Source organism: Acinetobacter sp. ANC 4558, from assembly GCF_002135375.1.
In the GTDB taxonomy this organism is placed as follows: domain Bacteria; phylum Pseudomonadota; class Gammaproteobacteria; order Pseudomonadales; family Moraxellaceae; genus Acinetobacter.
This window is the reverse complement of record NZ_NEGH01000007.1, coordinates 107,128-120,656: the sequence shown is the minus strand read 5'-3', so window position 1 is coordinate 120,656 and position 13,529 is coordinate 107,128. Positions and strand designations below refer to the sequence as shown.

Sequence of the window (13,529 nt, the reverse complement as noted above, 5' to 3'; positions counted from 1 at the left end):
CTTAAAATCTTTGCCCTTATATAACCCCCAGTGGTGTTCGTCCTAAGATCGATATATCCCTTTATCGACACGACAACACGGGTATGTTGGAGTACATTATGTACGCAGTAATCCAAAGCGGTGGTAAACAGCACCGTGTAGTTGAGGGTGAAACCCTTAAAGTTGAATTATTGAAAGCTGAAACTGGCTCGACTATTACGTTTGATGACGTATTATTAGTTGTAAATGGTGATAGCGTTCAAATCGGTGCTCCAGTTGTAGCTGGCGCTAAAGTAACTGCAGAAGTGGTTAGCCATGGTCGTCACGACAAAATCCGTATTGTTAAAATGCGTCGTCGTAAGCATTACCGTAAGCAACAAGGTCACCGTCAATGGTTCACTGAGTTGAAAATTACTGGTATTTCAGGCTAATTCACTAGGAGTATAAGACATGGCGAGTAAAAAAGCCGGTGGTTCTACTAAGAACGGTCGTGATTCGAATCCTAAGATGTTAGGTGTTAAAGTTTACGGTGGTCAAACTGTAACTGCAGGTAACATCATCGTTCGTCAACGTGGTACTGAATTCCACGCTGGTGCAAACGTTGGTATGGGTCGTGACCATACTTTATTTGCTACAGCTGATGGCGTAGTAAAATTCGAAGTGAAAGGTCAATTTGGCCGTCGCTACGTAACTGTTGAAGCTTAAGCTTTAATAGAATAAAAATCCCACTGTAGAGTGGGATTTTTTTTGAATTTTTTAAATAGATTCTCTCCATAATGATGAAGAGATGTACATCATTACTATGAATAATAATACAAATCTTCTTATTTTCTCTCAATTTGTTGGTTTTAATTGGTTTAATATATCAAAATGAATAATTGCGTTAAGCAAACATAAAAGGTGGAATATATGAATATGCTTCGTAAAGCTGTATGTACTTTCGTATTGGGTACGCTAAGTATAGTGCCAATAATGAGTACAACTGTATTTGCTGCGCCAGTTGCAGCATCGGAGCAACAAGCAGCTGCAAGTTTGATCAATCAATTATCTGGTTTACAACGTTTGACTGCGAATTTTGAGCAAACCACTAAAGTGCATAATGCAAAAGCGACTCAAAATAAGAGTTTAACTGCACAACACATGAATCAGACATTTACGGGTGTGATGAAGGTTGAGCGCCCTGGAAAGTTTTATTGGGAAATTAAATCACCAGTAAATCAAACCATTATTTCATCAGGTAAAGTGGTGTGGATTTATGATCCTGATTTACAACAAGCAATTCGACAAGATTTAGATGATCAAGTTGCAAATACTCCAGCCTTATTGTTGTCCGGAAATACCAATCAGATTATGGAAGCTTATAAAGTCACACAGCCTGATAAATCTAAAACCTATTACACCTTACTTCCTAAAAATAAAGAAAGTGCATTTCAAAGTCTAACCATTAGTTTCAATGGTAAAAATAAGCCTTCATTGATGGTATTGCAAGACTCATTAGGTCAAACAACCTATGTGAAATTTAGTCAAGTTAATGTAAATGGGGCAATTCCTGCTTCAACGTTTACATTTAACCCACCTAAAGGAACGGATGTTATTGATCAATAGTTTGAAACTTATTGAAGAACATGCTGTGTTTAGACGGCATGTTCTATTTTTAGGGTTGAATAACAAAAAATAAAATTGTCACAAAAATACATCAGGATATGATGGGCTGCTAATGCATTTTTTTTTCGTAATTTGTATAGTTCGGTTCATGTATTTTATTATAAGGGAGTGAGTATGGAGCTTATGAAAGTCCAGACTTGGGGCGTGGTTACAGCAATGGTACTTTCAATTGGTTTATTGACAGGATGTAAACCTCGTAATGAACCTGTAATAGATAAAGCAGAATCGGTACAACAAGAAAAACTGAATCAAATTCCTTTAATCCAATCAAAAACGGTAACGGTAGAATTGGCTAAGCCTGAAGTGTGTGTTGAAAGTGGTTGTACACAGTTTAACTTACAGACCGTCAATACCAATGTAGATTGGATTAATGAGTATTTTGACAATCGTATTAAAAAAACTGAGCCAATTGCATTTTCTACTGAGCCAAATGAAAAAGTAAACTTGTCTGCAAAGGATGCGAGCTTAAACCAAAGTAGCATGACCGTTCGCTATATGAATCAATGGTATAATATTGCGACATTTGTTATTAATTCATATACCTTTAATTCTGGGGCTGCACATGGTTTGTCACATGCAGAATATGTGAATTTTGATTTAACACACAAAAAGCGGATATCGCTACAAGATATTTTGATTCAGGGTGTGGAAGGAAAGGTTATAAATGCATTATATGATGCGAATTCTAATTGGTTGAATGATCATTCGATTACTCGAGAAAAACTTCAGCTGAGTGATAACTTTTATTATGGTGCTGATGGTATTGTTTTTGTTTATCCATTATATGAGTTAGCAAGTTATGCCGAAGGAATGACAGAATTGGTATTGCCTTATCAGGTGAGTCAAGTACTCATTAAACCAGAATATCTACCAAGTTTACCGAACTACAAAATGCCTTAAATAATAAGAATAAAGATATTTTTATTATTTTCGTTCTTGAATATGACTTGGTATAAGCGCTTTTACTGTATTTTTTAGTGTGAAGCGCTTACACTACGGTTAGTTTTTTTCTTTACATAAGATTGACTATGATCGACCCAAAATTACTTAGAAATGATATTGAGACTGTTAATTTAGCGCTCTCTAAACGTGGAATCCAGCTTAATGTAGAAGAATGGGCATCATTAGAAGCTCGTCGTAAAGAAATTCAGTCCAAAACTGAAAATTTACAGGCTGAACGTAATGCTGGTGCAAAGCAAGTTGGCCAAATTAAAAAAGCAGGCGGTGATGCTTCAGAAATTATGGCACGTATGGGTGCAATTGCAGATGAAATTAAAGCTGCTGAAGTCGAACTTACTGAATTACAAGCTGAAATAGAAATAAAATCACTTTCAATTCCAAATTTACCACATGAGTCTGTACCGGAAGGTAAAGATGAAGATGATAATGTTGAAGTTTTAACTTGGGGAACACCTCGCCAATTTGATTTTGAAATTAAAGATCATACCGATTTAGGCGAAATGATGGGTGGGCTTGAGTTTGAAACAGCGACAAAATTAACTGGAACACGTTTTAGTGTATTGAAAGGACCATTAGCGCGTTTACAGCGTGCCTTAACGCAATTTATGCTCAATACGCATACTGAGCAAAATGGCTATACAGAAGCTTATGTACCTTATTTAGTGAATGCAGATTCATTGCGTGGTACAGGGCAGCTTCCAAAGTTTGAAGAAGATTTATTTAAACTTCAAGGTGAAAAAGAGCTTTATTTAATTCCAACTGCAGAAGTCCCTGTAACGAACTTTGTGCGTGATGAAATTATTGATGCTGAGCGTTTACCCTTAAAATATGCAGCTCATACACCGTGTTTTCGTAGTGAAGCAGGTTCTTATGGTCGTGATACGCGTGGTTTAATTCGCCAGCATCAATTTGATAAAGTTGAAATGGTGCAAATTGTTAAACCAGAAACATCTATGCAGGCCTTAGAAGAATTAACAGGGCATGCTGAAGGTATCTTGCAAGCACTTGGTCTACCATATCGTAAGATTGTTCTTTGCGGTGGGGATATGGGCTTTGGTGCAATTAAAACTTATGATCTTGAAGTTTGGGTACCGAGTCAAAATACATATCGTGAAATTTCATCTTGTTCATGCATGGGAGATTTCCAAGCACGTCGTATGAAAGCACGCTATCGTGCCGATCAAAAGAAAACTGAATTTGTTCATACATTAAATGGTTCTGGTTTAGCGGTTGGACGTACTTTGCTTGCGGTTATGGAAAACTATCAGCGTGCAGATGGTTCGATTGAAATTCCAGAAGTATTACGCCCGTATATGGGTGGCGTGGCGTATATTGATTAAAGTCAGTCTATGTTTTATCTAATGATCAGCTCAATAATCAGCTAAGTTCTGAGGTTATTTGGTGGATATTTTTCCAATCTCTTTAAAGTTGCAACAACAGCGCTGTTTGATTGTTGGTGGTGGTCATATTGCTTATCGTAAAGCAGTACTTTTAGTAAAAGCTGGTGCAATAATCGATGTTATCGCACCAGAAATTCAAGCTGATTTATTGAAATTGATCCAACAGCGTCAAGGTCAGTATTTTCAGGAAAAATTTAAAGCAACTGCTGAACTACGTCATTATCGATTGGTAATTGCGGCAACAGATCATGCAGAAATAAATCGGCTTGTATTTGAAGTATGTGAAGCAGCAAATATTTTAGTAAATAGTGTGGATGATCCGCCACATTGCCGTTTTATGGTTCCAGCAATTGTCGATCGATCCCCTTTGATTATTTCTATTGCAAGTAATGGAACTTCTCCAGTTCTGTCACGACAAATTAGAACGCAGCTTGAAGCTATTATTCCGCATGGAATGGGAGCACTCGCTGAATTTTCTGGAAAATGGCGAAACCGTGTAAAAGAAGTAATTCAAAACCCAGATGAGCGTCGTATTTTCTGGGAAAATTTATATAAAAGCTCTTTGAAAGAAAAAGTATTTAATCATCAAATCAGTGAAGCAGATGTTTTGATTGAACAAGCTTTAGTTGAATGGAACACTCCGAAAGGCGAGGTTTATTTGGTTGGAGCAGGTCCAGGTGATCCTGAGTTATTAACTTTAAAAGCCCTGCGGCTTATGCAACAAGCAGATGTTGTGATTTATGACCGATTAGTGTCTACGCCTATTTTAGAATTGTGCCGTAGAGATGCAACTAAAATTTATGTTGGGAAGGCGAGATCAAATCATGCTGTACCACAAGAAGGTATCAATGCCTTGTTGGTTCAATATGCGCAAGAGGGTAAGCGAGTTTGTCGCTTAAAAGGCGGAGACCCGTTTATTTTTGGTCGTGGTGGTGAAGAGATCCAAGAGTTATTCGATGCCAATGTAGCTTTTCAGGTTGTTCCAGGAATTACAGCGGCTTCAGGCTGTTCTGCTTATGCAGGAATTCCATTAACTCATCGAGATTATGCGCAAAGTGTACGATTTTTAACGGGGCACCTTAAAGAAGGCTCACCAGAATTGCCATGGAATGAACTGGTGTATGAAAACCAAACCTTAGTTTTGTATATGGGGTTGATGGGACTGGAAAAAATTTGTCAAAAATTAATTGAGCATGGTCAAAGATCTAATATGCCCGTGGCATTAATTTCTAAAGGGACAACACCTGAACAAAAGGTAGTCATTGGAACTTTGGCAGATATCGTCACTAAAGTTGCAGATAGCCAGATACAAGCACCCACTTTAACAATTATTGGTGAAGTTGTAACTTTACGCGAACAATTGAAGTGGCAAGATTAAAACACTTATTCATATTGAAGAAAAGAGTAGAGAACAACTGTGATACATATTGTATTGTATGAACCTGAAATTCCAAGTAATACGGGAAACATTATCCGTTTATGTGCAAATACAGGTGCGCAGTTACATTTAGTTAAGCCCTTAGGCTTCGAGTTGGATGATAAAAAGCTTAAGCGTGCTGGTTTGGATTATCATGAGTATGCTCGAATGAAAATTTGGGAAAACTTGGATGAGTGTATTGCAAATCTAAAATCTCAGGGGGTTGATTTGGATGCGATCTATCCATTGACAACCAAAGGTGTTGAAACACCACACACATCAGATTTAAATCGATCAATTGCGCTACTCATGGGACCAGAAACACGTGGGTTACCAGCGCATGTGAGGTTGATGTTTCCGCAGCAACACTGGATTAGATTACCAATGGCAGAAACCTCTCGTAGTTTAAATTTGTCTAATGCAACGGCAATTATTCTATATGAAGCATGGCGTCAACAGAACTTTAAAGCATTAATCTAAAATTTTGAATTTGATTAAATGAGGTTATCATGTGGTAACCTTTTTTAATTAGTAAAATAAGTATGTGATGTACTATCATAAAGATAAGCTTAAATAAAAAATCTATTTGTATAAATGATGCAGCTGAATCACAGTATTTCGATTAGGTATTCAAATAAATATTTTGTATTAAATATCATCTATTTTATGTAAGAATATGCTGGAAAGAATTTTAAAAACTGAGAGTATATTTTTAATGGTCAAACAATACCTTTTAAAGCCTATTGAAGGTAGTCTCGCTGTTATTTTATTTTCAATATCTAGCTTTTGTATGGTTCATGCAGCACCTACTGAATCTGAGATATCTAGCGTAGAGCAAGCATTTCCATCTTTAACACAAGAAGATACGAAACAAAAATTAGAAGTAATGAAATTACGCTTAAATGCCAGTATTGAAGAATGGGGGAGCCGTCTCACACGTGATGATTTTGAATGGACTTGGCAAGGTAAAATGCTGAAACAATCTAAAAGAGTGCAAATATGTAATATTTTCCAAAGTGTGATTAATGATACCTATTTACTCTTGCGTCAAAACCAAGAGTCACTTAGTGATACTGATCAGAAAAATATTGAAAATCGTCAAGTATTTATTCAACAACTAGGAATAAAAAATAATACGATTCCAACAAAAATGGGCTTTAACTGCATTGTTAAATAAATGGATAAAATATTAAAAAGGCGCATAAAGCGCCTTTTTAAATGCTTGATGATTAGTGGTGAGTATCATCAAATTCATTGTGTTGTGGTGCAGGTTGTTTGAATCCTTTGGTTTTATAACCTAAGTACATGATTCCAAACATTGCCCACCATAAGCCATATTTTAAAGCGGTCTCTTCAATTTCAAGCCACATTGCAAAAATACTAATGAAGCCTAAAAGTGGAATAATCACAAAACTAAAGATTTCTTTAAAGCTTTTGGTGCGTCCATCTCTTAAGGCATATCGTGAAATTACCGATAAGTTAACAAATGTAAATGCAGTTAAAGCACCGAAGCTAATCATGGAAATTACAATATCTAAATCCATGAATCCAGCTGTCAAAGCAACTGCTCCAACAATCATGATGTTGTATGATGGTGTGAAACTTTTAGGGCTAATATGTCCGAAAATTTTCTTATTAATTACACCATCGCGACCCATTACATACATGAGGCGAGAGACACCAGCATGTGCTGAAATACCAGAAGCCATCACGGTCACAATTGCAAAAGAAAGCACAAGTGATTGGAATGTTACGGTAATAAATAACTGGAACATGTGGAGCGTAAATGGAGAAAATAATCCATTTCCAACCAAAAGTATTTCTGGCTGAGTCGCTGCAATATCCTTAAAGTATGTGGCTGGATTATTTGGAAAATATAATTGCATAAAGTAAGAGCTGATAATAAAGATAACACCTGCAATTAAGGCGGTTAAAAAGATTGCACGTGGTAAAGTCTTTTCAGTATCTTTTGTTTCTTCTGCAAGCGAACTCAGTGAATCAAAACCGGTAAACGAGAAGCACAGTAATGTTGCACCCGTAATTAAAGCACCTACGGATGTTAGAGAATTCCAAAAAGGTTCTAAGCTCCATAATTGAGGTGCTTCAGCAGTTAATGTACCATCAGCATTAAAGCCTGCATTTAATTTGTAGAAGAGTAATCCTGTAAATATTGAGATTACAATAAGCTGTACAAATACAATCCAACTGTTGAAGTTTGCGACGAAGCGAGCACCTCGTAAATTAACCCCAGTCATAAAGGCAGTTAAAACAATGACCCAAACCCAATGGTTTACAGAAGGAAAAAGTGCTTCTAAGTAAATAATAGCCAGAATAATATTCACCATTGGAGAGAGCAGATAGTCAAGCAGTGATGACCACCCCACCATAAAGCCAACATTCGGGTGAATAGATTTTTGAGCATAGGTATATGCTGAACCCGACGATGGATAACGACGGATCATATGACCATAGCTAATAGAGGTAAATAATATTGCAACTAAGGCAATAATATAAGAGGTTGGTACATGTGAATTACTCTCTTCAGCAACCAGTCCGAAAGTATCGAACAGTGTCATAGGCTGAATATAAGCTAAACCAATAATAATGATATGCCAGAGACCTAGCGTTTTTTGCAGTTTAGCTGCCGATTGAGTCCCAGAAATATTAGTCAACGGCGGTATCCTCTTAATCGTTGATCAAGGATCAGTCATGTTTCTATAGGATCGTTTGAGACGAACGATCCCCCCTGTGCTTTCAAACAAAAGAGCGCCAATCTATCTTAAATGCACACTTTTGTCAGTAGTCTTCCAAGATTTTTTAGCAGAAATTATGCCACTCATATCGAAAGAGAAGTCGCATCATCATCTACAATATAAAAGCCCAATGTTTAAAAAAACATCAGGCTTGAATTTTGGCTATATTCGCTTATTTTTTTTAAATTACCAAGCTTTTTTTAAGATAGTTTTTAAATCATCCAAAGTCGCTTCTTTTGGGTTATATATAATAGAACCATCATTTAGCGCTTTTTCGGCAACTTCATCTAACTGATCTTCTGTAACCTTTCCTGTTTCCTGTAAGGTGCGCGGTAATTTTGCAAGTACGAACAGGCGATCGCGAATTGCTAAAAGCATTGAAATGGCTTTATCTGCGCGCAAATGTGCTGGGGTTTGCGCATAAATGTCTGCACCGGCTAAGGGCAGTAATAACTCAGCAATTTTATCGCCATTTTCTTCTTTATTATATTCAAGTACATAAGGCAGGAATAAGTTCATGCATAAGCCATGAGGTAGATGCGCAACCGCACCAAGCGCATGTCCGAGTGAGTGAACTAATCCAACCATTGAGTTAGAAAATGCAATTCCTGCCATTGTCGAAGCTTGTGCAAGCTCTAAACGACCATGGGCATCAGTTGGGGTGTCGAGAACATTAAATAGGTTGTCGGCAATTTTTTTAATGGCTGCTGTGGCATAAGCATCAGAAATGGGATTATGTGCCATGCATGAATAAGCTTCAATGGCATGTGTCATGGCATCCATAGCAGTCATAGCAGTTAAGTGTGGTGGCAGTGTTTGCGTCATACGTGGATCAAGAATAGCAGCATGAGGCATTAGATAATAAGAAGCAAATGCCATTTTAACGTTTTTTTCTGGATCTGAAACGACAGCAACCATGGTTACTTCTGAACCTGTGCCAGATGTTGTTGGAATAACAAAAAATGGTTGGAGTGCTTGAGGGAGGTTATGTGCCCCTGAATATTTGAGCAAGTCATCACCACCTTCAGTGACCAGAATATTGGTTGCTTTAGAGGTATCAATAACTGAACCACCTCCCACAGCAATAATTGCATCACAATTATTTTCTTTATAAAGTTGGGCAGCTTTACGAACTGTCTCTAAGCTTGAGTCTGGTGGAACGTCATCAAAAATATAACCAATCACAGTTTCTGTAGATTCAAATGCAGCTTCAATCGGAGCCAAAAGGTGATTGGTTCGAACACCTTTATCGGTAATAATCATAGGGCGCTTTGCGCCTAATGTCGCAAGTTCAAAAGGAATGTGTTCTAAGGCAGCGTGACCAGCAATGATTTTTACAGGACAAAAAAACTCATAATATGGCTTTGACATGTTATACATTCCCTTTGAAATATGATTGTGCAATTTTAAAATAGATATTAGATGCACCGAACAGCTTTTCTTTTAAAGTTAACTGTGGTGGATATTCTTTTACGGCAAGTTCTGCAACCAGTTTAGGCAAAATGAGAGATTCCATTTTATTTAAACATCGAACGAGGCGAATTGCATAAGATAGATCTCCATCTGCAATCATACGATCATTTGCAAATGCTTGAGCGGTACTTTCCTGAAAAGAAAAAACCAAAAAAGCATGGTGTAAATGCTTAAATGTAATAGTTAAATCAGGTTTTTTCGCTGTTGTGGACAGTAATTTTAATTGGTGATTTTCAGTCACTTGAGCAATGAAGGCTGGACCTTTAGGAAAAACATTCATTGAAAGTATGAAATTTGTTGGGAATTTTGCAATTTCTTTTTTTATTTCATCATCAACTTGGCTTGCCATCACTAAGCCGCGGCCAATAATATCCATCATGAGTTTGACGTATGCAAGTTGTAATGCAGGTTTTACGGATTTAGTTGAAATCACACATCCATCCTTTTAGTTGGGAAGTAATCTTATTTTTAGAGTAAATACTCTATTTGTTTTTGTGTGCGAAGTAAAGGCATTACTCAATATTGAAGCACAGTAATATCACTAAAGTACTCACTCTCTTTTAGGGACTCAATCACATCAATACTTAAATCATTAAATTTAGGATAATCGGAGATTAAATCCATTATACGTACCATTTCTAAGCCTGCGTAACCACATGGATTAATCGTCTGGAAACCAGATAAGTCACAATCGACATTTAATGCTAAGCCATGATAGCTGCGTCCTTTACGAATTTTAAAACCGAGCGAACCAATTTTTTGCTCATTGACATAAACACCAGGTGCATCAGGTTTTGCGTAAGCATTAATATGATAGCGTTTTAACAAAGTGATCATTAAGTTTTCAGCATAAGAAACTAAAGTTCGAACATTCCATCCTAAACGATTGAGATCAAACATAAAGTAGATAACAAGTTGACCAGGGCCGTGCCATGTGACTTGTCCACCACGATCACTTTGTACAATTGGGATGGTAGAGGGAATTAAAATATGTTCTGGTTTTCCTGCTTGTCCTTGAGTCAAAACATCATGATGTTGCAAAATCCAAAGCTCATCATCTGAAGTTTCATCACGTTCAGCAGTCAAATGTTTCATTTCTTGAAAGCGACTTTCGTAAGAAGTTAGATTTTGGTAAACACGAATATTTAATTTGGGTTTTAAGTCCGTACTCAACGAAAATCTACCTTAAAAAAGCCTATTCATTTAATTATAGTCAATTATTGTTCTGATTGGAGGGTTAAATTTAATTTTTGCTGACTTTTGAGCCGAATAAATGGATATCAGTTCGAGTTAGCATATGATATAGGCTAAATAGGTCAGTAATCTAAATAATTGAGATATATTTGATCGTTTTAAATTAATTATAAATAAGAGATGAAATAAAAAACACGCATTAATGCGTGTTTTTTTAATCAGATCATTCCTGACTATAGTGCAGTTTTAATTAATGGGCATGCCGCTAAGTCAGCATAAACGGCATGAACTTGTTCAAGTTCATCAAATCGAAGTTGAGCTGTAATGGAGTGATATTTTCCTGTTTTTGATGGCGTAATCGTCATACTGTCTGCTTTAAAATCAGGGAAATGTTTAATAAAAATTTTAGCTACAGCATTATGTAAATCATCACCAGCAAGACCAATTAACTTGATTGGATAATCCATAGGGAATACCCATAAATGTTCTTGTAATTCACGAGATGGAGTACGGTCAGTCATTGGCAATCCTTATATCGTCAAAACGCCTGCTGAGAGGCAGGCGTTAATGTCTATCTTAGAAATTAAATGGAGACTTTAGTTAAAAATTCAAGTTTCCATTGAAGATGATGTTGGATTAGTCATTTTCTAAGAATGAACGTAAATGTTCAGAGCGTGAAGGGTGACGAAGCTTGCGTAAAGCTTTCGCTTCAATTTGACGAATACGTTCACGTGTTACATCAAATTGCTTACCAACTTCTTCTAATGTATGGTCTGTTGGCATATCAATACCAAAGCGCATTTTTAGAACTTTTGCTTCACGTTCTGTTAAGTTCTCAAGAACTTCGCGTGTCGCTTCTTTTAAGCCTTCAGAGGTTGCAGCATCAATTGGCGAGGTGATATTGCCATCTTCAATGAAATCACCAAGATGTGAATCTTCATCATCACCAATAGGTGTTTCCATAGAAATTGGTTCTTTGGCAATTTTTAATACTTTACGAACTTTAACTTCATCCATCTCTAAGCGTTCACCTAATTCTTCAGGTGTTGGCTCACGTCCCATTTCTTGCAGAAGTTGACGAGATACACGGTTGATTTTGTTAATGGTTTCGATCATATGGACTGGAATACGAATCGTACGTGCTTGGTCTGCAATTGAACGTGTAATAGCCTGACGAATCCACCATGTTGCATAAGTTGAGAACTTGTATCCACGACGATACTCAAACTTATCTACGGCTTTCATTAAGCCAATATTACCTTCTTGAATTAAATCAAGGAACTGTAAACCACGATTGGTGTATTTTTTCGCAATTGAAATCACTAAACGTAAGTTAGCTTCAACCATTTCTTTTTTAGCGCGACGAGCTTTCGCTTCACCAACTGCCATGCGTTTAGAAATTTCTTTAATTTCTTTAACGCTCAGGCTCAAGTCATTTTCAATATCAGCAATTTTTTGTTGGAAAGCAAGCACATCTGGACGTACTTTTTCTAAATACCCGCGCATATCTGCAGGTGTTTTTGAAATTTGTTCTTCTAACCATGCAGGGTTAGATTCTTGTCCTGGGAAAGAGGTACGGAATTGAGTACGATCCATACGACCACGACGAACAGCGTAACGCATAACTTCGCGTTCAGAGAGGCGAATTTGTTCGTGTGTACCGCGAATCATTTCTGAAATAATGTCAAATAAACGCGGTGTAAATTTAAACATCATAAATACACTTGCTAAGCTCTCAAGTGCTTCTTCAGCTTCTTTGCTGCTACGTGAATTTTTAGCTAATACAGCTTTGGTATTTTCCCATGCAGTTGCTAGTTCAGTAAAACGCATTTTTGCAATTTCAGGATCTGGGCCAGATTCGCCTTCAGAATCATCATCACTTTCAGCTTCTTCTTCCTCATCATCATCGTCTAATTTAACGTCTTTAGTGGGTTTATTTGAAGAAGTCTCTTCTGTCTCAAGTTCAGCTTCATCTTCTAGAACTTCTGGAATTTCTTCATCACTTTCAGGATCGAGATAACCTGAAAGGATATCGGCGAGGCGACGCTCACCTGTTTCATAATCATTATATTCTGCTAATACAACTTCAACTGCATTCGGCCAGTATGCAATAGAATGAAGAACATCACGGATACCTTCTTCAATACGTTTTGCTATACTAATTTCGCCTTCGCGAGTTAACAATTCAACTGTTCCCATTTCACGCATATACATACGGACTGGGTCGGTTGTACGACCTGGTTCATTTTCTACAGATGCAAGTACTGCTGCTGCTTCTTCTTCTGCAACTTCATCAGCAGCTTCTGCTGTATCTTCGAACATTGTATCATCAGATTCAGGCGCACGTTCGTGCACAGGAATACCAACGTCTTGAAGCATTTGAATAATATCTTCAATTTGTTCGCTTTCTGTGATCGAGTCTGGGAGATGATCGTTAACCTCAGCGTAAGTTAAGTAACCTTGCTCTTTGCCTCGGCTAATCAGAGCCGCTACTTGAGAAGTAGGGGAAGTCATATCGCTCATCTTTGCTTACTCTTCGTTGAATCTGTGGCAGTGAAAAACCGTGCATGATAGCACAATTTATGATAATAAAATAGCTTCTAAATTGATCGGTCAAACCTGAAAATAATAAAATGATCTGAATCTGCAACTAAAATTGGATATGGGGTTGAAGTTGATAAATTCAAG

The 13,529-nt window shown here is 37.2% G+C and carries 14 protein-coding genes; 8 read left to right on the top strand and 6 right to left on the bottom strand.

The window, feature by feature from the left end:
• Window positions 1-98 precede the first annotated feature (98 nt).
• The 8 genes from rplU (at window position 99) to B9T31_RS10095 (ending at window position 6,598) form a co-directional block, all read left to right on the top strand.
• Window positions 99-410 (top strand): 50S ribosomal protein L21, encoded by a 312-nt coding sequence (gene rplU, locus B9T31_RS10130; RefSeq protein ID WP_086181841.1) that lies wholly within the window; start codon window positions 99-101, stop codon window positions 408-410.
• Between the two features lie 19 nt (window positions 411-429).
• On the top strand, window positions 430-684 hold the full coding sequence (gene rpmA, locus B9T31_RS10125; RefSeq protein ID WP_054580114.1) for a 50S ribosomal protein L27: 255 nt from the start codon (window positions 430-432) through the stop codon (window positions 682-684).
• Between the two features lie 204 nt (window positions 685-888).
• Window positions 889-1,584: an outer membrane lipoprotein chaperone LolA gene (lolA, locus tag B9T31_RS10120; RefSeq protein WP_086181840.1), complete on the top strand. Its 696-nt coding sequence runs from the start codon at window positions 889-891 to the stop codon at window positions 1,582-1,584.
• Between the two features lie 183 nt (window positions 1,585-1,767).
• Window positions 1,768-2,544, top strand: coding sequence for an RsiV family protein (locus B9T31_RS10115; protein ID WP_416202534.1), 777 nt, complete (start codon window positions 1,768-1,770; stop codon window positions 2,542-2,544).
• Window positions 2,545-2,672: 128 nt separating this feature from the next.
• Entirely contained in the window at window positions 2,673-3,944 is a 1,272-nt protein-coding gene (serS, locus tag B9T31_RS10110) for a serine--tRNA ligase (protein WP_086181838.1), read from the top strand.
• A gap of 61 nt (window positions 3,945-4,005) precedes the next feature.
• Window positions 4,006-5,382 carry a siroheme synthase CysG gene (gene cysG / locus B9T31_RS10105; protein ID WP_086181837.1) on the top strand — a complete coding sequence of 459 codons (1,377 nt, stop codon included), beginning with the start codon at window positions 4,006-4,008 and terminating at the stop codon, window positions 5,380-5,382.
• Between the two features lie 39 nt (window positions 5,383-5,421).
• On the top strand, window positions 5,422-5,901 hold the full coding sequence (locus tag B9T31_RS10100) for a tRNA (cytidine(34)-2'-O)-methyltransferase (protein ID WP_086181836.1): 480 nt from the start codon (window positions 5,422-5,424) through the stop codon (window positions 5,899-5,901).
• Between the two features lie 235 nt (window positions 5,902-6,136).
• Window positions 6,137-6,598, top strand: a complete 462-nt coding sequence (locus B9T31_RS10095; protein WP_139840915.1) for a hypothetical protein — start codon at window positions 6,137-6,139, stop codon at window positions 6,596-6,598.
• A 52-nt stretch (window positions 6,599-6,650) separates the two neighbouring features.
• Here B9T31_RS10095 and B9T31_RS10090 read toward each other — a convergent pair whose 3' ends face one another.
• The 6 genes from B9T31_RS10090 to rpoD all read right to left on the bottom strand — a co-directional run bounded on the left by B9T31_RS10090 (window position 6,651) and on the right by rpoD (window position 13,364).
• Entirely contained in the window at window positions 6,651-8,093 is a 1,443-nt protein-coding gene (locus tag B9T31_RS10090) for an APC family permease (protein ID WP_086181834.1), read from the bottom strand.
• A 267-nt stretch (window positions 8,094-8,360) separates the two neighbouring features.
• Window positions 8,361-9,545, bottom strand: coding sequence for an iron-containing alcohol dehydrogenase (locus B9T31_RS10085; protein WP_086181833.1), 1,185 nt, complete (start codon window positions 9,543-9,545; stop codon window positions 8,361-8,363).
• A gap of 1 nt (window position 9,546) precedes the next feature.
• Window positions 9,547-10,080: a hypothetical protein gene (locus B9T31_RS10080; RefSeq protein WP_086181832.1), complete on the bottom strand. Its 534-nt coding sequence runs from the start codon at window positions 10,078-10,080 to the stop codon at window positions 9,547-9,549.
• 83 nt (window positions 10,081-10,163) lie between these two features.
• Window positions 10,164-10,820 carry a lipoyl(octanoyl) transferase LipB gene (lipB, locus tag B9T31_RS10075; protein ID WP_086181831.1) on the bottom strand — a complete coding sequence of 219 codons (657 nt, stop codon included), beginning with the start codon at window positions 10,818-10,820 and terminating at the stop codon, window positions 10,164-10,166.
• Window positions 10,821-11,074: 254 nt separating this feature from the next.
• Window positions 11,075-11,362 (bottom strand): YbeD family protein, encoded by a 288-nt coding sequence (locus tag B9T31_RS10070; RefSeq protein ID WP_086181830.1) that lies wholly within the window; start codon window positions 11,360-11,362, stop codon window positions 11,075-11,077.
• 115 nt (window positions 11,363-11,477) lie between these two features.
• Window positions 11,478-13,364 carry an RNA polymerase sigma factor RpoD gene (gene rpoD, locus B9T31_RS10065; RefSeq protein WP_086181829.1) on the bottom strand — a complete coding sequence of 629 codons (1,887 nt, stop codon included), beginning with the start codon at window positions 13,362-13,364 and terminating at the stop codon, window positions 11,478-11,480.
• Between the last annotated feature and the right edge of the window lie 165 nt (window positions 13,365-13,529).